This is a genomic window from Streptomyces sp. NPDC020875, assembly GCF_040641415.1.
GTDB lineage: Bacteria > Actinomycetota > Actinomycetes > Streptomycetales > Streptomycetaceae > Streptomyces.
This window is the reverse complement of record NZ_JBFADP010000031.1, coordinates 1-21,778: the sequence shown is the minus strand read 5'-3', so window position 1 is coordinate 21,778 and position 21,778 is coordinate 1. Positions and strand designations below refer to the sequence as shown.

21 protein-coding genes are annotated in these 21,778 nt (G+C 69.8%); 6 read left to right on the top strand and 15 right to left on the bottom strand.

Translation table 11 applies throughout. The features are described from left to right. Positions 1–214 precede the first annotated feature (214 nt). Positions 215–1,063, bottom strand: a complete 849-nt coding sequence (locus AB0G74_RS19190; protein WP_361147687.1) for a 3-hydroxyacyl-CoA dehydrogenase family protein — start codon at positions 1,061–1,063, stop codon at positions 215–217. Positions 1,064–1,190: 127 nt separating this feature from the next. Next, a complete protein-coding gene (locus tag AB0G74_RS19185) occupies positions 1,191–1,853 on the bottom strand; it encodes a TetR/AcrR family transcriptional regulator (protein ID WP_361147685.1) in 663 nt (220 codons plus the stop codon). A 114-nt stretch (positions 1,854–1,967) separates the two neighbouring features. Between AB0G74_RS19185 and AB0G74_RS19180 the strand changes: the two genes are divergently transcribed. The 3 genes from AB0G74_RS19180 to AB0G74_RS19170 all read left to right on the top strand — a co-directional run bounded on the left by AB0G74_RS19180 (position 1,968) and on the right by AB0G74_RS19170 (position 4,268). Further along, positions 1,968–2,750 (top strand): ATP-binding cassette domain-containing protein, encoded by a 783-nt coding sequence (locus tag AB0G74_RS19180; RefSeq protein WP_361147683.1) that lies wholly within the window; start codon positions 1,968–1,970, stop codon positions 2,748–2,750. 161 nt (positions 2,751–2,911) lie between these two features. Then, positions 2,912–3,661 (top strand): ABC transporter permease, encoded by a 750-nt coding sequence (locus tag AB0G74_RS19175; protein WP_361147681.1) that lies wholly within the window; start codon positions 2,912–2,914, stop codon positions 3,659–3,661. Between the two features lie 34 nt (positions 3,662–3,695). Continuing rightward, positions 3,696–4,268, top strand: coding sequence for a cob(I)yrinic acid a,c-diamide adenosyltransferase (locus tag AB0G74_RS19170; protein ID WP_361147679.1), 573 nt, complete (start codon positions 3,696–3,698; stop codon positions 4,266–4,268). An 83-nt stretch (positions 4,269–4,351) separates the two neighbouring features. On the opposite strand, the gene AB0G74_RS19165 is transcribed toward AB0G74_RS19170, so the two are convergent. Further along, positions 4,352–4,996 carry a hypothetical protein gene (locus AB0G74_RS19165; RefSeq protein WP_361147677.1) on the bottom strand — a complete coding sequence of 215 codons (645 nt, stop codon included), beginning with the start codon at positions 4,994–4,996 and terminating at the stop codon, positions 4,352–4,354. Positions 4,997–5,155: 159 nt separating this feature from the next. On the opposite strand from AB0G74_RS19165, the gene AB0G74_RS19160 reads away from it, so the two are divergent. From AB0G74_RS19160 to AB0G74_RS19150, 3 genes are all read left to right on the top strand, one after another. Then, positions 5,156–6,388, top strand: coding sequence for a histidine kinase (locus AB0G74_RS19160; RefSeq protein ID WP_361147675.1), 1,233 nt, complete (start codon positions 5,156–5,158; stop codon positions 6,386–6,388). Next, the gene (locus AB0G74_RS19155) at positions 6,385–7,071 is read left to right on the top strand and encodes a response regulator transcription factor (RefSeq protein WP_361147673.1); all 687 of its coding nucleotides are present in this window, start codon (positions 6,385–6,387) and stop codon (positions 7,069–7,071) included. Before AB0G74_RS19160 ends, AB0G74_RS19155 begins: the two co-directional genes overlap by 4 nt. A gap of 221 nt (positions 7,072–7,292) precedes the next feature. After that, complete coding sequence (locus tag AB0G74_RS19150) at positions 7,293–9,128, top strand: glycosyl hydrolase family 18 protein (RefSeq protein WP_361147821.1); 1,836 nt, start codon at positions 7,293–7,295, stop codon at positions 9,126–9,128. A 503-nt stretch (positions 9,129–9,631) separates the two neighbouring features. On the opposite strand, the gene AB0G74_RS19145 is transcribed toward AB0G74_RS19150, so the two are convergent. From AB0G74_RS19145 to glyA, 12 genes are all read right to left on the bottom strand, one after another. After that, positions 9,632–10,093: a DUF2550 domain-containing protein gene (locus tag AB0G74_RS19145; RefSeq protein WP_361147671.1), complete on the bottom strand. Its 462-nt coding sequence runs from the start codon at positions 10,091–10,093 to the stop codon at positions 9,632–9,634. 176 nt (positions 10,094–10,269) lie between these two features. Continuing rightward, positions 10,270–10,653, bottom strand: coding sequence for a F0F1 ATP synthase subunit epsilon (locus tag AB0G74_RS19140; protein ID WP_361147669.1), 384 nt, complete (start codon positions 10,651–10,653; stop codon positions 10,270–10,272). A gap of 185 nt (positions 10,654–10,838) precedes the next feature. After that, positions 10,839–12,281 (bottom strand): F0F1 ATP synthase subunit beta, encoded by a 1,443-nt coding sequence (atpD, locus tag AB0G74_RS19135; RefSeq protein WP_358827630.1) that lies wholly within the window; start codon positions 12,279–12,281, stop codon positions 10,839–10,841. Continuing rightward, the gene (locus AB0G74_RS19130) at positions 12,281–13,195 is read right to left on the bottom strand and encodes a F0F1 ATP synthase subunit gamma (protein WP_361147667.1); all 915 of its coding nucleotides are present in this window, start codon (positions 13,193–13,195) and stop codon (positions 12,281–12,283) included. Before AB0G74_RS19130 ends, atpD begins: the two co-directional genes overlap by 1 nt. A gap of 20 nt (positions 13,196–13,215) precedes the next feature. Then, a complete protein-coding gene (atpA, locus tag AB0G74_RS19125; RefSeq protein WP_361147665.1) occupies positions 13,216–14,811 on the bottom strand; it encodes a F0F1 ATP synthase subunit alpha in 1,596 nt (531 codons plus the stop codon). A 156-nt stretch (positions 14,812–14,967) separates the two neighbouring features. Beyond that, positions 14,968–15,783, bottom strand: a complete 816-nt coding sequence (locus tag AB0G74_RS19120) for a F0F1 ATP synthase subunit delta (RefSeq protein ID WP_361147663.1) — start codon at positions 15,781–15,783, stop codon at positions 14,968–14,970. Continuing rightward, positions 15,780–16,340: a F0F1 ATP synthase subunit B gene (locus AB0G74_RS19115; RefSeq protein WP_361147661.1), complete on the bottom strand. Its 561-nt coding sequence runs from the start codon at positions 16,338–16,340 to the stop codon at positions 15,780–15,782. The genes AB0G74_RS19120 and AB0G74_RS19115 overlap by 4 nt, the downstream gene beginning before the upstream one ends. A gap of 42 nt (positions 16,341–16,382) precedes the next feature. Further along, positions 16,383–16,613 (bottom strand): ATP synthase F0 subunit C, encoded by a 231-nt coding sequence (gene atpE, locus AB0G74_RS19110; protein WP_358827635.1) that lies wholly within the window; start codon positions 16,611–16,613, stop codon positions 16,383–16,385. Positions 16,614–16,700: 87 nt separating this feature from the next. Continuing rightward, complete coding sequence (gene atpB, locus AB0G74_RS19105; protein WP_361147659.1) at positions 16,701–17,513, bottom strand: F0F1 ATP synthase subunit A; 813 nt, start codon at positions 17,511–17,513, stop codon at positions 16,701–16,703. A gap of 225 nt (positions 17,514–17,738) precedes the next feature. Continuing rightward, positions 17,739–18,185, bottom strand: coding sequence for a hypothetical protein (locus AB0G74_RS19100; protein ID WP_361147819.1), 447 nt, complete (start codon positions 18,183–18,185; stop codon positions 17,739–17,741). A 264-nt stretch (positions 18,186–18,449) separates the two neighbouring features. Beyond that, complete coding sequence (locus AB0G74_RS19095; protein ID WP_361147657.1) at positions 18,450–19,823, bottom strand: MraY family glycosyltransferase; 1,374 nt, start codon at positions 19,821–19,823, stop codon at positions 18,450–18,452. A 106-nt stretch (positions 19,824–19,929) separates the two neighbouring features. After that, positions 19,930–21,216, bottom strand: a complete 1,287-nt coding sequence (gene glyA, locus AB0G74_RS19090; protein ID WP_361147655.1) for a serine hydroxymethyltransferase — start codon at positions 21,214–21,216, stop codon at positions 19,930–19,932. Positions 21,217–21,778 lie beyond the last annotated feature (562 nt).

Below are 21,778 nucleotides of genomic sequence, written 5' to 3'. Positions count from 1 at the left end.
CGTCCAGTCCACTGCGGTTCTCCATCAACTGACGGCCCAACGGGCCGCACAGTTGCTGGTTGTAAGCGAACCGATACCGAAATCACTCCTAAGGGTGATCGACGAGGCCGGTGGGCCCGGTCGTACGGGCCGTGGCAGCGGCCCGTTCCGGTATCGGCGGGGTGGTCGGGGCGCGCCGGGGCGCGCCCTTCAGCACCGGACGCGGTGGTCCGCGTCAGTACGTGTAGAAGCCCTGCCCGCTCTTGCGTCCGATGTCACCCGCGTCCACCATCCGGCGCATCAGCTCCGGCGGGGCGAACTTCTCGTCCTGGGACTCGGTGTAGATGTTGCCGGTGGCGTGCATCAGGATGTCGACGCCGGTGAGGTCGGCGGTGGCCAGCGGCCCCATGGCGTGGCCGAAGCCGAGCTTGCAGGCGAGGTCGATGTCCTCGGCGGAGGCGACGCCGTTCTCGTACAGCTTCACCGCCTCCACGACCAGTGCCGAGATCAGCCGGGTGGTGACGAATCCGGCGACGTCGCGGTTGACGACGACGCAGGTCTTGCCGACGGACTCGGCGAAGGAGCGCGCGGTGGCGAGGGTTTCGTCACTGGTCTTGTAGCCGCGGACCAGTTCGACCAGCTGCATCATCGGTACCGGCGAGAAGAAGTGCACGCCGACGACGCGTTCCGGGTGTTCGGTGACCGCCGCGATCTTGGTGATCGGGATGGCGGAGGTATTGGAGGCGAGCACGGCGTCGGCCCGGACGATCTTGTCCAGCGTCCGGAAGATCTCGTGCTTGACCTCAAGCTTCTCGAATACGGCCTCGACGACGACATCCGCGTCGGCGACCGCTTCGAGTTCGGTGGTGGTGGTGATCCGGGCGAGCGCCGCCTCGGCGTCCTCGGCGGCGAGCTTCCCCTTGGACACGAACTTGTCGTACGAGGCTCTGATCGCGTCGGTGCCACGGGTCAGGGCGTCGTCGGTGATATCGCGCAGTACGACGTCCCAGCCCGCCTGGGCGGAGACCTGTGCGATACCGGACCCCATGAGTCCGGCCCCGATGACGGCGAGCTTCCCGGCCACGGCGACACCCCTTAACACTCGTTCACTTTTTCGCCTCTCGGCGGAGGTTAGCGTCCGCGGGCGGCCGTGTGGTGCCGAAGAGATGCGCGTCACGCTCCGTCCGGCCGACATCACACCCGGGAGCGGCTCAGGCCGTCTCTTTCGGATCCCGCCGGGGCGCCCGGACGGCGTAGCCGAGGAGGCGCGGGGAGAGCAGCGTCTCGATCTCGTCGAGGACGGCGAGGGTGTCGCGGGAGACGTCCCGGGGGTTCCGTCCGGCTGTCATCCCGTGCCGTACGGCGTCCATGACGGAGCGGTGGATCCAGTCGAGCTGGCCCGCGACGAGGGCGGGCAGCGGGTCGCCGGGGTCGGTGCCGGTCTCCTCGCGGAGGGTCTCCTCCAGCCGTTCGACGGCCTGCTGTTGGAGCCGGGCGAGTCCGGCGCGCAAGGTCGCCGCGTCCTGGAGGACCAGCAGAAAGCGTTCCTGTCCGGCGTCGAGGCCGATCCGGGGCGAGACGGCCTCGACCTCGGCCCGTACCTCGCGCAGTACGGCTCCGGCGGCGGACTCCCCCGTCTCCCGGCCGCGTACCCAGCGGGAGAGCTGTTCGACCAGGTCGTCGCCCCGGTCGAGGAAGAGGTCCTCTTTGGTGGCGAAGTAGTTGTAGACGGTGTTGACGGACAACTCGGCGGCCTCGGCGACCTCGGCGATGGTGACTGCGTCGAAGCCGCGTTCGAGGAAGAGGCCGGTGGCGGTGTCGGAGATGTGCTGCCGCGTCCGGCGCTTCTTGCGCTCCCTCAGTCCCTCGGCCATGCCGCCATCCTACCTTTACCGCATCCTGCCCATTTTAACAACCCACTCCAATTTTATGGCCGATCAATCTTTGGAGTCATTGCAAACTTTCATCGACTCTGCTTCGGTGGGCGCATGGCAGTCATCAGTACGTCCGGTCTGACCCGGACCTTCACCACCCGTCAGGGCCCGGTCGACGCCGTCCGCGGGATCGACCTCCGGGTCGGCGCCGGTGAGATCGTCGGACTCCTCGGCCCCAACGGCGCGGGCAAGACGACGACCCTGCGGATGCTCACGACCCTGCTCCCGCCCACCGGGGGCGCGGCCACCGTCGCCGGACGCGACCTGGTCCGCGATCCGGCGGGGGTCCGGGCCCGGGTCGGCTACGTCGCCCAGTCCGGCGGTCTCGATCCCCAGCTGTCGGTGCGGGAGGAGCTGACCACCCAGGGACGGCTCTACCGCCTGTCGCGCAGGGCCGCGGCCCTGCGCACCGGGGAACTGGCCGGACTGCTCGGCCTGGACGCCCTCCTGGGCCGTACCGTCGCGTCGCTCTCGGGGGGCGAGCGCCGGCGGCTCGACATCGCCATGGGGCTGACCCACCGCCCCGCCGTGCTCTTCCTCGACGAGCCGACGACCGGGCTCGACCCCGGCAGCCGGGCGGACGTCTGGGAGCTGGTCCGGGGGCTCCGCCGGGAGCTGGGCACCACGGTCGTCCTCACCACCCACTATCTCGACGAGGCCGACGCGCTCGCGGACCGGGTGGTGATCGTCGACCGGGGCCTGATCGCCGCGGAGGGCACCCCGGAGGAGCTGAAGCGCGCCCACGCCGGGGCGGACGGCGCCACGCTCCAGGACGCGTTCCTCGCCGTCACCGGCCGTACACCGGTCCCCGTCGGCACCGGTCCGACCTCGGTGTGACCCGGGACCGCCACCCCCGGCACCACCGGCACCGTCACCGCCCGGACCGCGACCGCCGGGACCGGCCCCATCACCGCCACCGCCACCGCCGGGACCGTGTTCCACCGCCGCCCCGGCCCGTCCACGGCTCACCCCCGGCTCACCAAGGAGACGACCCGACCGTGCTGCTGCGCGACACCGCCCTGATCTTCGGCCGCTACGCCCGCCAGACCCTGCGCTCGGGCATCCATCTGGCCTTCGGGATCATGATGCCCCTGCTCTATCTGATCTTCTTCGGCCCGCTCCTCACCGAACTCCCGCTCGGCGGCCGGGGCGACTCCTGGCAGATCCTGGTACCCGGGCTGCTGCTCCAGCTCGTCCTCTTCGGCTCGGCCTTCGCCGGGTTCGGGCTGATCGTGGAGCGCGGCCACGGCGTCCTGGAACGGATGCGGGTCACCCCCGTGAGCCGTACGGCCCTGCTGCTCGGCCGGGTCCTGCGGGACGCCGCCCTGCTGGTCCTCCAGTCCGTCCTGCTGGTGCTCGCGGCGCTCGCCGTCGGGCTGCGCGCACCGCTGGCGGGCGTACTGATCGGCTTCGCCTTCGTCGGCGTCCTGGCCACGGCGCTGGCGGCGCTCTCGTACGCCCTGGCGTCCCTGCTGCCCGTTCCGCAGACCTTCGGACCGATCGTCAACGCCACCGTCATGCCGGTGATGCTGCTGTCGGGGCTGATCCTGCCGACGGCCATCGGACCCGGCTGGCTGGACACCCTCTCCCGGCTGATGCCGCTGCGCCATCTCGTGGACGCGGTCCGGGCCGCGTACACCGGCTCGTACACCGGCGCCCCGATGCTCTACGGCTCCCTCGTCGCCGTCGCCCTCACGGCGGCGGCCGTGGCGGTCGGCACCCGGGCGATCCGCCGCCCGGGCGGCTGACCCCGGGGCCCGGGGACATCATTACGCTGGCCGTATGGTGAATCTGACGCGTATCTACACCCGCACCGGCGACGACGGGACCACGGCGCTCGGCGATATGAGCCGGGCGCCCAAGACCGACCTCAGGATCGCCGCCTACGCCGACGCCAACGAGGCCAACGCCGCGCTCGGCACCGCGATCGCCCTCGGGGCGCTCCCGGAGGAGGTCGTGAAGGTACTCGTCCGGGTCCAGAACGACCTCTTCGACGTCGGCGCCGATCTGTCGACCCCGGTCACCGAGAACCCGAAGTACCCCCCGCTGCGGGTCGAGCAGTTCTACGTCGACCGGCTGGAGGCGGACTGCGACCGCTTCCTGGCCGAACTCGACAAGCTGCGCAGCTTCATCCTCCCCGGTGGTACGCCCGGCGCGGCGCTGCTGCACCAGGCGTGTACGGTCGTCCGCCGCGCCGAACGCTCCACCTGGGCGGCGCTGGAGGTCCACGGCGAGACCATGAACCCGCTGACGGCGACCTATCTCAACCGGCTGTCGGATCTGCTCTTCATCCTGGCCAGGACGGCGAACAAGGACCGCGGCGATGTGCTGTGGGTCCCCGGCGGCGAGCGGTAGGCCCATTCGCGCGACACGCGCCGGGCGGGCCCGGGAACCCGCGTGTTCCCGGACCCGCCCGGCGGCTGCCCCCGGGGCGCCGGTCAGAGCCGCTTCGCGGCCCGCTCCGGCTCCCGGTCGGCGGCGTCGTCCCCCGACTCCGCCGCCGCCGCCCTCGTCGCGGCCGGGAGGTCGTTGCCCCAGTCGTCCTTGCCCTCGGGCGCCTTCGGCGGCCGGATCAGGTACCAGAGCGCCACCAGACCGTGGATGCCCGCGATCCGCCACGCCTGGGCCAGCCACCCCCACAGGCTGCCGTCCCGGCCGCTGTCACCCACATAGGCGATGGCGAGCAGCAGCAGGGCGCTGGCGGTCGCCGCGCCGATCACGGTGCCGCGCCAGAGCCTGGCCTCGTACGCGGTGCGCGCCCGGCCGTACGACGGGGCCTTCCGGGGCGGAGGGCCGCCGCCGAGGCGATGGGCGGCGATGCCGTCGAGCCACTTCACCGTGCGGTGGCCGTGGCCGACGGTGTAGCCGATGTACAGCGCCGCCAGGCCGTGGGTCCAGTTCGCCTCGGCGCCGTTCCTCAGGTCGATCGCCGTGGCGACCAGCAGGACGACCTCCAGCAGCGGCTCGCAGAGCAGCAGTGCCATGCCCAGCCGGGGCATCCTCAGCAGATAGCGCGCCCCCAGACCGGCCGCCAGCAGGACCCAGAAGCCGACCTCGCAGATGACGATCAGGGTGACGATCACGACGGTTCTCCTCTCACCCCTCCAGGCTCCCCGCGGGGCCGCCCGGATTCGTCGTCGCCCGAGACGAGATGCACCGGCCCCGAACTGCATCCTTCGATGTAGCGCCGGTTCACTCCCCCGTCCGAGGCGCCCGCGGGGTCCGCCGTGTTTGATGGGGATGTGCGACTCCCCCGACCCCATCGCGTAGATGTCCTGATCGCCGGGATGTCGCTGCTCGGCGGCATCCTGCTGTGGTCGCTCGGGCTGTTCATGCAGCGGCCGGAGACCAGCCCGCTGCCGCCGTGGGCCGCCCTCGTGCCCCTGGTGGTGATCTGCTGCCAGGCGGTGCTCCGCCGGACCCGCCCCCTGACCGCCCTGGCGATCAGTTGTCTGGCGCTGATCGGGGACCTGTTCACGGTCGGCTCGCTGGTCACCGTGATCGTCTTCACGGACGCGGTCTACAGCGCCACGGTCTACGGCCCCGACCGCTTCGCCCGGCACGCCCCCAAGGTCACCGGCGTACTGACGGTCGCCGTCACCGGCGTACTGATCGCGATCTTCCAGGAAGCCGAATCCCTGCTCCTCGGGGTGGTCTTCGGGCTGATCACACTGGCCCCGGCGACCACCGGGGCCATCGTCCGCAACCACCGCCAGGCGGCCGAGGCGGCCCGGCTGCGAGCCGAGCAGACCGCCCTGCTGGCCGAACTGGACCGCACCCAGGCGATCACCGCCGAACGCTCCCGGATGGCCCGCGAACTCCATGACATGGTCGCCAACCACCTCTCCGCGATCGCCATCCACTCCACCGCCGCCCTCTCCCTGGACGACCCGGTGACCAGCCGGAACGCCCTGGAGGTGATCCGGGAGAACAGTGTCGCGGGGCTGACCGAGATGCGTCGGCTGATCGGACTGCTCCGGAGCGACAGCGACGACTGGGAGCCCGCCGCCCGGCCGTCGCTCGCAGGTCTGGAGTCGCTGCTGACCCAGGCCGGGGCCAATGGCGCCGCCAGCGGCCTCGGCTTCACCCTCGACACCACCGTCGACGGCGTCCCCGCCGAGGACGGCCCCGGGGCGATCTCCCTCCCCGCCCCGGTCGAACAGGCGGTGTACCGGATCGTCCAGGAGTCGCTGACGAACGCGTTGAAGCACGCGGCACCGGGCCAGGTCGCCGTCAGCCTCGACCACCGTACGGGCGAATCGCTGACAACGACCGTGACCAGCCCGTACGGCGCGCGGACCGGTCCCCGCGCCCCCGGCTCGGGGGCCGGTCTGGTGGGGATGCGGGAGCGAGTGGTCCTGCTCGGCGGGGAGATCGACGCCGGACCCGAACCGGCACCCGGCGGCGGACCCGGCAAGGTCTGGCGGGTCCGCGCCGTACTGCCCGTACACGACGACAAGGAGCCCGACGCATGACCCCGGAAGCCCCTCAGCCCGGCGAGCCGTCGCCGCCCGTACGGGTCCTGGTCGCGGAGGATCAGAGCGCCGTACGGGCCGGGCTGGTGCTGATCCTGCGCAGCGCCCCGGACATCGAGGTCGTCGGGGAGGCCGCGGACGGCGAGGAGGCGGTCCGGCTCGCCCGTGAACTGCGCCCCGATCTCGTCCTGATGGACGTCCAGATGCCCAAGCTGGACGGGGTGTCCGCGACCCGTCAGGTGGTCGCCGACGGGCTGGCGGACGTACTGGTGCTGACCACCTTCGATCTGGACGAGTACGTCTTCGGCTCCCTGCGGGCCGGGGCCGCCGGATTCCTGCTCAAGGACACGGAAGCCGCAGATCTGCTGGCGGCGGTACGGACGGTGGCCGGGGGCGAGGGGCTGATCGCGCCGGCGGTGACCCGCCGGCTGATCGCGGAATTCGCCACACCCCGGCCGGTTCGCGCCCCCGGCGGGCCGGACCCCTCGATCCTGGACGCGCTGACTCGGCGCGAGCGTGAGGTGCTCTCCTGTCTCGGCGAGGGGCTGTCGAACGCGGAGATCGCCGAGCGGCTGCGGATGGCGGAGGCCACCGTGAAAACCCATGTGAGCAGGCTGCTCGGAAAGCTGGAACTGCGCAGCCGGGTCCAGGCCGCGGTCCTGGCACAGGAGTTGGGCATATGACGGAGAGTTACTCACAGCCGTGACGGATGGGGCGGGAGAGGTCTCGCCGGGGCGGTGCAACGTGGTCTGGACCTATTGACGATTGGTCCAGACCTTCCTACTCTCACCGGAACACACGCTGCGGTGAGCCACGCAGAGTGCCCAGTGCACGGTTCCATCTGGTCCCACCCCCACTGTCCGGACCTCCTCAAGGAGTACCCGTGAGCACTCAACCCCCACCAATGCACGTCCCCGGAAACCGGTGGTCGCTCAGATCCCGGGTGGTCGCGGCTGTGGCCGCGCTCGTCGTCCCGCTGGCCGCCATGGTCGGCCTCGCCTCTCCCGCCCAGGCCGCCACCTCGGCCACGGCGACCTACACCAAGGGCTCATCTTGGGGTAGCAACTTCGAGGGCAAGTGGACGATCAAGAACACCGGTACCACCACCATCAACACCTGGACTGTCGAGTGGGACTTCCCCGCCGGCACGCGGGTCACCTCCGCCTGGGACGCCGACGTCACCAACGTCGGCGACCGCTGGACCGCCAAGAGCAAGTCCTGGGCCGCGCCGCTGGCCCCGGGTGCCTCGGCCTCCTTCGGCTTCAACGGCACCGGCACCGGCGCCCCCGCCAACTGTAAGCTCAACGGCGGCTCCTGTGACGGCGGCGTGGTCCCGGGCGACGACCCGCCGTCCGCGCCCGGCACCCCGGCCTCCAGCAACGTCACGGAGACCAGCGCCACCATCACCTGGGGCGCGGCCACCGACGACAAGGGCGTCAAGGACTACGACCTCTTCCGCGACGGCATCAAGCTCGCCACGGTCGCCGGTCTGACCTTCACCGACAACGGGCTGACCAAGGCCACGGACTACAGCTACACCGTCCAGGCCCGGGACAACTCCAACCAGCTCGGCCCGCTGAGCGCCGCCCACTCCTTCCGCACCCCCGGCATCCCCGGCGGCGGCGGTAACAAGATCAAGATGGGTTACTTCACCAACTGGGGCGTCTACGGGCGCAACTACCACGTGAAGAACCTGGTGACCTCCGGCTCCGCCGCGAAGATCACCCACATCAACTACGCCTTCGGCAACGTCCAGAACGGCCGCTGCACCATCGGCGACTCCTACGCCGACTACGAGCGGATGTACACCGCCGACATGTCCGTCGACGGCGTCTCGGACACCTGGGACCAGCCCCTCCGCGGCAACTTCAACCAGCTGCGGAAGCTGAAGGCGAAGTACCCGCACATCAAGATCCTCTACTCCTTCGGCGGCTGGACCTGGTCCGGCGGCTTCGGCCAGGCCATGCAGAACCCGGCGGCCTTCGCCCAGTCCTGCTACGACCTCGTCGAGGACCCCCGCTGGGCCGATGTCTTCGACGGCATCGACCTGGACTGGGAGTACCCCAACGCCTGCGGCCTGACCTGCGACAACAGCGGACCGGCCGTCATGAAGACCATGGCTCAGGCGTTCCGCGCCAAGTTCGGCGCGAACAACCTGGTCACCGCCGCCATCACCGCTGACCCCAAGCCCGGAGGCAAGATAGAGGCTGCGGATTACGCGGGCGCGGCGCAATACATGGACTGGTACAACGTGATGACGTACGACTTCTTCGGTGCCTGGAACGCACAGGGACCGACGGCGATGCACTCGCCGCTCACCGCGTACACGCCCATCCCGGACCCGCAGTGGACCTCCGCCAACGCCATCGCCAAGCTGAAGGCCATCGGCGTACCGGCCAGCAAGCTGCTCCTCGGTGTCGGCTTCTACGGCCGCGGCTGGACCGGTGTCACCCAGGCGGCACCGGGCGGTACGGCCACCGGACCGGCCCAGGGCACCTATGAGCCCGGCTTCGAGGACTACAAGGTCCTGAAGACGAGTTGCCCGTCCACCGGCACCGCGGGCGGCACGGCCTACGCCAAGTGCGGCAGCAACTGGTGGGGCTACGACACCCCGGCCACCATCGGCTCCAAGATGAACTGGGCGAAGAACCAGGACCTCGGCGGAGCGTTCTGGTGGGAGTTCAGTGGCGACACCAGCAACGGTGAGATGGTCACCGCGGTCCACAGCGGACTGCAATAACCGCGAGGACCCGGGTCGCCCACCGCGTCCGGTGAGCCGCCCGTGAGTTAACGGAAGGGGCCGAGACCACGTCTCGGCCCCTTCCCCCGTTCCGGGCCCCGCCCGGCGGCCCTGATGTTGTTCGCGGCCTGCGGGCCGTCCGTGGCTTGTCGCGCAGTTCCCCGCGCCCCTAAATGCTCTCCCCAGCGCCGCCTCTGGAAAGGGACCCGTCTCGTCGCGAGGGCGGTCAGCTGGGCAACCAGGGGCGCGGGGAACTGCGCGAGCAACCACAGACGGCGCGCAGGCCGCGAACAAGATCAGGCGGCTGGGCGCGGCCCGGGTAGTTCGGGGCGGCGCCGTGGAGGGCCAAGGCGCTGGGGGTACCCCCAGCGCCGAAGGCATAGGGGGCGGAACTGCGCGAGCAACCACAGACGGCGCGCGGTCGCCGACAAAGCACAGCCCCGCCGGGCGGAAAGCGCGTCCGGTCATGAACAGGGCGCGGCGCACCCCACAGCCGGGAGCGACTACGCCACGTTGACCCGTTGCCCCGGCGGCGCCGCCTCCAGCCACGCCAGGAAGCCCGTCAACGCGTCTTCGCTCATCGCGAGTTCGAGCCGTGTCCCCTGGTGGACGCAGCCCAGGACGACCGCGTCGGAGAGGAGCGCCAGCTCCTCCTCGCCTTCGGGGGTGCGCCGGCCGACGACCTCGATCGCGGCGCGTTCCAGGACCCGGCGCGGCCGGGGCGCGTACGAGAAGACCCGGAACCACATGATCCGGTCACCGCTGTAGCGGGCGACGCCGTATACCCAGCCCTTGCCCGGCGGCAGGCCGGCCGAGTCGGGGTCGTCGGGGACGTCCCACCGCAGTGAGCAGTCGAAGGTGCCGCCCGAGCGCTGGATCAGTCGGCGGCGCAGCCCGAAGACGAACAGCCCGATCCCCACCAGTGCGACGACTGCGAGCACACTCACCAGCACCGCGAGGAACATCGCCGCCGACCTCCTCGCGTCGTCGTATCCGAACCCGGACCCGGAACCGAGCCCGATAACTGTCCCGTACCGAAAACTACTCGCACCCGCATTGCCTCAGCCGCGACCCGGTCTGGAGGGTTCCAGTCCCGGCCGCGGCTGAGGGCGACGTCTGTCGGCGTCTGTCGGCGCGATGCTCAGCGCACCGCCACCGCACGCAGCCGGACGTCCGCACGGCGCTCGGCCGCCGCGTCCGAATCCGACTTGGCCCGCTCCAGCGCCCGCTCGGCACGCTGGGCGTCGATCTCGTCCGCCAGCTCGGCGATCTCCGCCAGCAGCGACAGCTTGTTGTCGGCGAAGGAGATGAATCCGCCGTGTACGGCGGCGACGACCGTCCCGGCACCCTCGGGGGTGCTGGTACGGATGGTCACCGGGCCCGACTCCAGCACACCGAGCAGCGGCTGGTGACCGGGCATGACGCCGATGTCGCCGGACGCGGTGCGCGCGACGACCAGGGTGGCCTCGCCGGACCAGACCTGGCGGTCGGCGGCGACCAGCTCGACATGCAGCTCAGCAGCCAAGGGTGGCTCCTCGGGTCACCACCCGGCGGCTTCGCCGGGTGTCGGTTCATCAGTCTAGTAGGGCGCCGTACGCGATCGCGCCGGGGCCCGCTCCGGCACGCGGCCGGAATGGCGGTGGCGGGGGTGAGGAAGGGCGAGGGGGTGGGGACGGGCCCCGCCCCCTCACCTCACCAGATCACCGGGGGTCAGGAGACGCCCAGCTCCTTGGCGTTCTTCTTCAGGTCCTCGATGCCACCGCACATGAAGAATGCCTGCTCGGGGAAGTGGTCGTACTCGCCGTCGCAGATCGCGTTGAACGCGGAGATCGACTCGTCGAGCGGCACGTCCGAACCGTCCACACCGGTGAACTGCTTCGCCGCGTGGGTGTTCTGGGAGAGGAAACGCTCGACCCGACGGGCGCGGTGGACGACCAGCTTGTCCTCTTCGCCCAGCTCGTCGATACCGAGGATCGCGATGATGTCCTGGAGGTCCTTGTACTTCTGGAGGATCCCCTTGACGCGCATGGCGGCCTCGTAGTGGTCTGCGGCGATGTACCGCGGGTCCAGGATCCGGGACGTGGAGTCCAGCGGGTCCACGGCCGGGTAGATGCCCTTCTCGGAGATCGGACGGGAGAGCACCGTCGTCGCGTCGAGGTGGGCGAAGGTGGTCGCCGGGGCCGGGTCGGTCAGGTCGTCCGCGGGGACGTAGATCGCCTGCATGGAGGTGATCGAGTGACCACGGGTCGAGGTGATGCGCTCCTGGAGGAGACCCATCTCGTCGGCCAGGTTCGGCTGGTAACCCACCGCGGAGGGCATCCGGCCGAGCAGGGTCGACACCTCGGAACCGGCCTGGGTGAACCGGAAGATGTTGTCGATGAAGAAGAGCACGTCCTGCTTCTGCACATCGCGGAAGTACTCCGCCATGGTCAGACCGGCCAGGGCGACCCGGAGCCGGGTGCCCGGGGGCTCGTCCATCTGGCCGAAGACCAGCGCCGTCTTGTCGAGGACGCCGGACTCCTCCATCTCGTCGATGAGGTCGTTGCCCTCACGGGTGCGCTCGCCGACGCCCGCGAAGACGGAGACGCCCTCGTGGAGGTTGGCGACACGCATGATCATTTCCTGGATCAGCACGGTCTTGCCGACACCGGCACCACCGAACAGACCGATCTTGCCGCCCTTGACGTACGGGGTCAGCAGGTCGACGACCTTCAGGCCGGTCTCGAACATCTCGGTCTTGGACTCGAGCTGGTCGAAGGCGGGGGCCTTGCGGTGGATCGCCCAGCGCTCACCGACGTTGGCGTTCTCCTCGGGGTGGTTCAGCACCTCGCCGAGGGTGTTGAACACCTTGCCCTTGGTGAAGTCGCCGACCGGGACGGTGATGCCCGCACCCGTGTCGGTCACCGGCGCCTGGCGGACCAGACCGTCGGTGGGCTGCATGGAGATGGTGCGGACCACGCCCTCACCGAGGTGCTGCGCGACCTCCAGGGTCAGCGTCTTGACCGCGCCGTCCTGGGCGGGGTCGGCCACCTCGACGTGCAGCGCGTTGTAGATCTCGGGCATCGCGTCGACGGGGAACTCCACGTCGACGACCGGGCCGATGACCCGGGCGACGCGGCCCGTGGCGGCGGCCGTCTCAACAGAGGTCGTCATTACTTGTCACTCCCCGCGGTCGCGTCGGCCAGGGCGCTGGAGCCACCGACGATCTCGCTGATTTCCTGGGTGATTTCGGCCTGGCGGGCCGCGTTGGCAAGTCGGGAGAGCGTATTGATCAGCTCACCCGCGTTGTCGGTCGCCGACTTCATCGCGCGGCGCCGGGCCGCGTGCTCGGAGGCGGCGGACTGGAGCAGGGCGTTGTAGACCCGGCTCTCGACGTACCGCGGCAGCAGGGCGTCGAGGACGTCCTCCGCCGACGGCTCGAAGTCGAACAGCGGGAGGATCTCGGTCTTCCCGTCCGTCTCCTCCGCCTTCTCGAGGCTGAGCGGCAGCATCCGGTTCTCCACCGGCGTCTGCGTCATCATCGACACGAACTCCGTGAAGACGATGTACAGCTCGTCGACGCCGCCCTCGGCGGTGTCCTTCTGGACCGCCTCGATGAGCGCCGCGGAGACCTTCTTGGCGTCCGCGTACTCCGGGCTGTCGGTGAAGCCGGTCCACGAGCCCGCGACCTTGCGCTCACGGAACCCGTAGTAGGCGACACCCTTGCGGCCGACGATGAAGCTGTCGACCTCCTTGCCCTCGCCGCGGAGCCGCTCGGTGAGCCGGTCGGCCGCCTTGATGGCGTTGGAGGAGTAGCCGCCCGCCAGTCCGCGGTCGCTCGTGACGAGCAGTACCGCGGCCCGGGTGGGGCTCTCCGCCTCCGTGGTCAGGGGGTGCTTGGTGTTCGATCCGGTCGCCACCGCCGTGACCGCGCGGGTCAGCTCGGTCGCGTACGGCGTGGAGGCCGCCACCTTGCGCTGCGCCTTGACGATGCGCGAGGCGGCGATCATCTCCATCGCCTTGGTGATCTTCTTCGTCGCGCTGACGGACCGGATGCGACGCTTGTAGACCCGGAGCTGCGCTCCCATGAGTCAGGTCCCTTCCGTCGTCACTTCGAGACGTTGGCGGCCGGGGCGTCCTCGCCGAGGAGCTTGCCGTCGTGCGTCTCGAACTGCTTCTTGAACGCGGCGATGGCGTCCGCGACCGCGGTCAGCGTGTCGTCCGACATCTTGGCGCCCTCGCGGATGGAGAGCATCAGGCCGGACTCCTCGCGGTGCAGGTACTCCAGCAGCTCGCGCTCGAAGCGGCGGATGTCCTGGACCGGGACGTCGTCCATCTTGCCGGTGGTGCCGGCCCACACGGAGACGACCTGGTCCTCGGTGCGCATCGGCTCGTACTGCGGCTGCTTCAGCAGCTCGACCATGCGCTTACCGCGCTCCAGGGACGCCTTGGAGGCCGCGTCCAGGTCGGAACCGAAGGCGGCGAACGCCTCCAGCTCACGGAACTGGGCGAGGTCCACCCGGAGCCGGCCGGAGACCTGGCGCATCGCCTTGTGCTGGGCGGAGCCACCGACGCGGGAGACCGAGATACCGACGTTCAGGGCCGGGCGCTGACCGGCGTTGAACAGGTCGGACTCCAGGAAGCACTGGCCGTCGGTGATGGAGATGACGTTGGTCGGGATGAACGCCGAGACGTCGTTGGCCTTGGTCTCGACGATCGGCAGACCCGTCATCGAACCGGCGCCCATGCTGTCGGAGAGCTTGGCGCAGCGCTCCAGCAGACGCGAGTGCAGGTAGAAGACGTCACCGGGGTACGCCTCACGGCCCGGCGGGCGGCGCAGCAGCAGCGACACGGCGCGGTAGGCGTCGGCCTGCTTCGACAGGTCGTCGAAGATGATCAGGACGTGCTTGCCCTCGTACATCCACTGCTGACCGATGGCCGAGCCGGTGTAGGGGGCCAGGTACTTGAAGCCCGCCGGGTCGGACGCCGGGGCGGCGACGATGGTGGTGTACTCCAGGGCGCCGGCCTCCTCCAGCGCGCCGCGCACGGACGCGATGGTGGAGCCCTTCTGGCCGATGGCGACGTAGATGCAGCGGACCTGCTTGTTCACGTCGCCCGAGCGCCAGTTGTCGCGCTGGTTGATGATCGTGTCGACGGCCAGGGCGGTCTTGCCCGTCTGGCGGTCGCCGATGATCAGCTGGCGCTGGCCGCGGCCGATCGGCGTCATGGCGTCGACGGCCTTGTAGCCGGTCTCCATGGGCTCGTGGACCGACTTGCGCTCCATGACCGTGGGGGCCTGCAGCTCGAGGGCGCGGCGGCCCGAGGTCTCGATCTCGCCGAGACCGTCGATCGCGTTGCCGAGCGGGTCGACGACCCGGCCGAGGTAGCCCTCGCCGACCGCGACCGACAGGACCTCGCCGGTACGGGTGACCGACTGCCCCTCCTCGATACCGCTGAACTCACCGAGGACGATCGCGCCGATCTCGCGCTCTTCCAGGTTGAGCGCCAGGCCGAGGGTGCCGTCCTCGAACTTCAGCAGCTCGTTCGCCATGGCCGAGGGAAGACCCTCGACCTTCGCGATGCCGTCGCCGGCCAGGCTGACCGTACCGACCTCCTCGCGCGAGGCCGCGTCCGGCTTGTACGACTGGACGAAGTTCTCCAGCGCGTCCCGGATCTCCTCCGGCCGGATCGTGAGCTCCGCCATCAGGTTCCCTGCTCTCCTTGTTGGGCCCGAAGTTTTCTTGGGGTCTGGGGGCGACCCCCAGGAATCTTCTGCAATCTCTGCACGGCCCAACCGGGCCGCTGTCTTGCCAGTTCAGTTGTGCGCCGCGGTGCGCGACGGCCGACACACTGGGTGTGTTCAGCCGGCGAGCCGGCGCTTCGCCTCGTCGAGACGGTCGGCGATGGTGCCGTTGATGACCTCGTCACCGACCCGGACCGAGATTCCGCCGATGACCGTGGGGTCCACCTCGAGGTTGAGGTGCATCTCACGGCCGTACAGCCGGGCCAGTCCGGCGCCGAGGCGCTCCTTCTGGCCGTCGCTGAGCGGTACGGCGGAGGTGACCACGGCCACCATCCGGTCCCGGCGGGCCGCGGCCAGCTTGGACAGGGAGTCGATTCCCTGTTCCAGGCTACGTCCCCTGGGCACGGTGACCAGTCGTCCGACGAGACGCCCGGTGACGGGGTTCGCCCGACCGCCGAGCAGGCTGTCGAGCAGTTCGCCCCGGCGGGACGGAGCCGCTGCCTTCTCGGTCAGCGCGGACCGCAGTGCGGGGTTGGCGTCGACGATCCGGCCGAACCGGAACAGCTCGTCCTCGACGTCGTCGAGGGCGCCCGCCCGCTGCGCCGCGGTGAGGTCGGCGATGTTCGCCAGCTCCTCCAGCGCGTCCACCAGGTCGCGCGAGCGCGACCAGCGGGAGCGGACCGCTCCGGAGACCAGGTCGGCGGTCTCGCCGCCCACCTGGCCGCCCAGCAGCCGTCCGGCCAGCTCGGCCTTGGCGTCGCCGTTCTGCGCCGGGTCGGTGAGGACCCGACGCAGCGACACCTCGCGGTCGAGCAGAGCGGTGACGGCCGCCAGCTCACCGGCGAGCTTCGCCGCGTCGACCGACGTGTTGTCGGTCAGCGCGTCGAGCGACTCGCGTGCGGTGGCCAGTGCCTCTCGGCTCGCTCCGTTCACCGGGCGACCTCCGTCTTCACCGTGTTGCCCGCCTCGAGCTCGTCGAGGAAGCGGTCGATCGTCCGGCTCTGCCGGGCGGTGTCCTCGAGGGACTCGCCCACCAGCTTGCTCGCCAGGTCGGTGGCGAGCTTGCCGACGTCCTGGCGGAGCGCCGCGGACGCGGCCTTGCGGTCGGCCTCGATCTGGGCGTGGCCGGCGGCGATGATCTCCTCGCGCTGGCGCTGCCCCTCGGTCCGCATGTCCTGCACGATCGTGGCGCCCTGCTCGGTCGCCTCCTGGCGGAGCCGGGCGGCCTCGTGCCGGGCCTCGGCGAGCTGGGCCTTGTACTGCTCCAGCACGCTTTCGGCTTCGGTCCTGGCCGCATCGGCCTTCTCGATGCCGCCTTCGATGGCCTCGCGGCGCTCTTCCAGAGTGTTCTTGATATTCGGGAGGAGCTTCTTGGCCAGGAAGAAGAAGACGATCGCGAAGGCGATGGTGCCGATGATGAGCTCATCGGGATGCGGGAGCAGCGGCGGCATCGGCTCCCCCGCTGCCGCGATGTCAATCAGGGCGCTCACATCAGTGCCTTCCGTGAAATGAGGTGGGCTTCCGTCCGGGGATTACGACGGGTAGACGAAGCCCATGACGATGCCGATGAGGGCGAGCGCCTCACAGAAGGCGAAACCCATGATCTGGTTGGTACGGATCAGGCCGGCCGCCTCGGGCTGCCGGGCGAGGGCCTGGGTGCCGTTACCGAAGATGATGCCGACGCCGACGCCGGGGCCGATCGCGGCGAGACCGTAACCGATGGCGGCAACGTTTCCGGTGAGAGCGGCGAGGGTCTGGGACATGCCGGTTCTTCCTTCTCTTTCAAGGACCCGGTGGGGGTTGGCCACCGGAGATCTGGGGTGAGGTGTGGTGCGCTACGAACAGGTGGCTCAGTGGTGCTCGGCGAGCGCGCCCTGGATGTAGTTGGCGGTCAGGAGGACGAAGACGTACGCCTGGACCGCCTGGATGAACAGCTCGAACACGATCATCACCATGACCAGGATGAACGAGGTGCCGGCGTACAGGACGCCGATGCCGTTCAGCAGGTACCAGCTGGCGACGGTGAACATCACGATGAGCAGATGGCCCGCGAACATGTTCGCGAACAACCGGACAGCGTGGGTGAACGGCCGGATGATCAGGTTCGACAGGAACTCCAGAACCACGATCAGCGGAAGGATCGGGCCGAGTTCCTTGTTGTAGCCGGTGATGTTCTTCCAGCCACCGACGAAGCCGTGCTTCTTGAAGGTCAGTCCGACCCACAGGAAGTACACGAGGAGGGCGAGCACCACCGGATAGGCGATGAGCGAAGTGACCGGGAACTGGGCGACCGGGATGATCGACCACAGGTTCATGATCCAGATGAAGAAGAAGAGCGACACCATCAGCGGGACGTACTTCTCGCCGTCCTTCTTGCCGATGATCTCGTAGACGACGCCGCGGCGGACGAAGTCGTAACCCGCCTCGCCGATCATCTGTACCTTGCCCGGAACGAGCTTCGGCTTGTTGAAGGCCGCCCAGAAGAAGCCGACGACGATCAGCGTGCTCGCGAAGGCGAGCAGCATCGGCTTGTTGAAATCGAAGCCACCGACCGAGAACAGAGGGTCGTACATGAAGGTGTGGAGCCCGGGGGCATTGAATCCACACCCACTGAAGATCTGACAGTCGGCCTCGAAGGCGAGCATCTGGGGGTCAGCACTCACCGCGGGCTCCTTCAGCGTGGCGCATAGGTACGGCAACCTCGTTGTGTCGGCGCGGCGGACAGCCGCGGTTCGGCACGGGACTGGTGTAACGGATGGTGGGGCGGCGGGCGGGCCATGAGCCTCGCGGATGAGCGGACGTCAGCTCAGATGCCCGCGCCCGCAGTGCCGCAGTTGGAACCGGACGATAGCAGGAACGCGAAAGGCCATTTATCCCGCCCCTACTCTTCACGTCGTGGACCCCGTCTTCCGGGGCTCCCGGGCGCCCGTAGCCTCGGATTCCCCGGGTTCGACGTAAAGGATCTTGGCCTTCATGTAGGCACGGGCCTGTGCCGTGACCCAGACCAGGGTCGCCACGACGAGCGTCAGGGCGAAGACCTGGGGGTCGAAGAGTTCGGTGTTCTTGAAGACCATCAGGAAGACGAAGAGGAGCAGCAGCTGCGTGGTGTACAGCAGCATCCCCATGGCCTGGAACAGGTGCGGATACTGCTTGGCGGTGCGCTGGAGCACCACCAGACCGATCCCCATGAAGAGGATGACCACCAGCGTGGCGACGGCGGCGCCGATCGCGCCCTTGCCGCCCTCGATCCCGGCGGCGACGCCAACGGCGATCAGGCCGGTGACGGCGGTCGGAACCGCGGTGTGCAGAAGGGTGCGTGCGTCATTGGACGGCATGGCGGCATCTCCGCTTGCTGGTGGTGGCAGTGGTGTCGTCATGGACGAGCGTAAGCCGGGTCCGAGACGTGTCCTCGGGGGCCGGAGGACCGTCGCACTACGGTCCTTCGGCACTGTCGCCGGTTCTCGTGAATCGTATCACAAGCTATTTGAGGAGACCTTTACCCATACGTGTGCCTGCCATCACACATGAGAGTGAACCCGCCCGTGTGTGCACGGATTTCGGGGTGCCAAATCTGCTAAGAGGCCCCGACATGGGAAAAGTCACCCGCGCGATCCGGCCTTCCGCCGCTCGGACGACCGCGAACGGCCGCCGATCGCGGTCGCCCCGTTGACACCCTCCGGCGTCCGGGTGCGGGCCCCGCCCGACTCCTCCGCACCACCGGGCACGGCCGTACCGTCCGCCTCGGCGGATCCGGCGGCGTAGGAGTGCGCGGGCTCCGGTTCCGTACCCGCGGGGCGCTTACGGCGCCGGTAGCGGGGCGGTACGAACGCCTCCGCCCAGCGCGGCGCCCGCGGCGTGAACCGGGGCAGCAGAAGCAGCACCAGACCCACCGCGCTCAGCCCCACGATCACCATCACGATCCACAGCGACGCGGAGTGCACCGAGTAGCCCACCACACCGAAGGCGAAGACCGCCGACCAGAAGTACATGATCAGCACCGCCCGGCTGTGCGAGTGCCCGATCTCCAGCAGCCGGTGGTGCAGATGCCCCCGGTCCGCGGCGAACGGCGACTGGCCCTTCCAGGTCCGGCGGACGATCGCCAGCACCAGGTCGGCGACCGGGATGGCGATGATCGTCAACGGCAGCAGCAGTGGGATGAAGACCGGCAGCATGGCATGGGTGGCGTCCCGGGCGGAGCCCTCGTAGACGAAGATCCGCAGGGTGTCCGGGTCGACCTGCCCGGTCACCGAGATCGCCGACCCGGCCAGCACCAGACCGATCAGCATCGACCCCGAGTCGCCCATGAAGATCCGCGCGGGATGCATGTTGTGCGGCAGGAAGCCCAGGCACATGCCCATCAGGATCGCCGTGAACAGGGCGGCCGGGGCCGCCGCCTCGATCATGTTCCCGACCCAGAGCCGGTACGAGTAGAGAAAGAACGCGGCGGCCGCGATGCAGACCATGCCGGCCGCGAGACCGTCCAGCCCGTCGACGAAGTTCACCGCGTTGATCGTGATCACCACGATCGCCACCGTCAGCAGGGTGCCCTGCCAGGAGGTGAGCGAGACCGTGCCGACACCCGGGACCGGAATCCAGAGAATGGTCAGACCCTGCATGACCATCACACCGGCGGCGATCATCTGACCGCCCAGCTTGATCAGGGCGTCGATCTCGAACTTGTCGTCGAGAACGCCGATGATCCAGATCAAGGCGGCGCCCGAGAGCAGCGCCCGGGGCTCGTTCGACAGCTCGAAGACACTGCTGAGATTGGTCAGATGATCCGCGACCAGCAGCCCCGCGCAGAGCCCGAAGAACATGGCGATACCGCCGAGCCTCGGCGTCGGTTCTCGGTGCACGTCGCGCGCCCGGATCTCCGGCATCGCACCGGTCGCGATGGCGAACTTCCGCACCGGACCGGTGAGGAGATAGGTCACCGCGGCCGTGACACAGAGCGTCAGCAGATAATCACGCACGGGCTGCCCCACAGGAATCGCTGGCCATCTCAGCCCCACACCCTAGCCGTGGTGGCCGCATGGTGGAGGACAAGCGGGCGGCGCGGACGGTTGCAGCCGATCGCGATCACCCCGGATAAGGCGGAAATCTACCGGCCAGCGCGGCGGCCTCCGCGCGCAAGGTCCGCACCTCCTCGCCCTCGGCGTACAGCGCAGCGGTACAGAGCACCGCGATCCGGGCCATCTCGGCCTCCCCCATCCCCTGGGTGGTCACCGCCGCCGTCCCCAGCCGCAGTCCGCGCCCCTCTCCGTACGGCAGCGGGCAGGTGTCGAGAACCAGCCCACAAGCCGCCAGACGGCCGCGTGCCGTCCTCCCGTCCACTCCCAGGGGTGCGGGGTCCACCCCGATCAGATGAGTGTCCGTACCGCCCGTGAGCACCGCGAAACCCTCCGCCTCCAGACCGGCCGCCAGCACCCGGGCGTTGGCCACCACCCGATGGGCGTACGCGGCGAAAGCCGGGGCCGCGGCCTCCCCGAACGCCACCGCCTTCGCCGCGACCGTGTTCATCTGCGCCCCGCCCTGCGTGAACGGGAAGACCGCGCGGTCGATCCGCCCCGCCAGCTCGTCGCCGCAGAGCAGCATCCCGCCGCGCGGACCCCGCAGCACCTTGTGGGTCGTCGCGCAGACGACGTCCGCGTACGGCACCGGACTGGGCGCCGCGCCGCCCGCGATCAGCCCCGCCGGATGACCCGCGTCCACGATCAGCCGCGCCCCCGCCTCGTCCGCGATCTCCCGGAACAGGGCGTAGTCCGGGTGCCGGGGATAGGTCACCGAGCCGCAGACGATCGCCGCCGGGCCGCGCGTCCGCGCCAGCCGCCGCACCTCGCGGTAGTCGATCAGACCCGTCTCCCGGTCGACCCCGTAGCCGACGAAGTCGAACCAGCGGCCGGAGAAGTTCGCGGGCGAACCGTGGGTGAGATGCCCGCCGAACGGCAGCCCCATCGCGAGCACCGTGTCCCCCGGCCGCAGCAGCGCCGCGTACGCCGCGATCACGGCCGCCGAACCCGAATGCGGCTGTACGTTGACGTGCTCGGCGCCGAACAGGGCGGCGGCCCGGTCCACGGCGATCCGCTCGGCCGCGTCCACGATCTCGCAGCCACCGTGGTGCCGGGCGCCCGGATAGCCCTCCGCGTACTTGTTCGCCAGCGGGGAGCCGAGGGCCGCGAGCACGGCGGGCGACACGAAGTTCTCTGCGGCGATCAGCTGGAGGGAGCCCGTCTGCCGGGCCGTCTCCCCCGCGATCACCTCGGCGATCTCCGGGTCCTGCCGGGCCAGCGGGCCGCCGCCTCCGCCTCCGGCGGTGGTGTACGGCCCCGGGCCCGCGGCGCTGCTCTCTACGGTACGTACGCCCATGACGCACTCCGACCCTCGCGGTCCGACTGCCTCCACTCTATGCCGCGCGGCATGGCCCCGCAGGCCCCCGGCGGCGACGCCGCCCCTGCCGCGCGAGGGGTGCATCGGCGGCTCTCCCACCGTCGTGGCCGTTCACGCAGTTCCGCCCCCTATGCCTTCGGCAATGGGGGGACCCCCAGCGCCTCGGCCCTCCCGGGCATCGCCCCAAATACCCGGGTCTCGCCCGAGGGCCTGATGCTGTTCCCGGCCCGCGGCCCGCCTGTGGCCGTTCGCGCAGTTCCCCGCGCCCCTGGTTGCCCCTCTCACCGCCCTCCCAGAGAGGCGGGTGCCCCTTTTCAGGAGCGGTGCCAGGGAGAGCATTTAGGGGCTCGGGGAACTGCGAGACAAGCCACAGCGCCGCCGCAGACGCGCACACTGCCCAGCCGGGCAAGGACATCCGGCGGCTCTCCCACCGTCGTGGCCGTACGCGCAGTTCCGCCCCCTATGCCTTCGGCAATGGGGGGACCCCCAGCGCCTCGGCCCTCCCGGGCATCGCCCCAAATACCCGGGTCTCGCCCGAGGG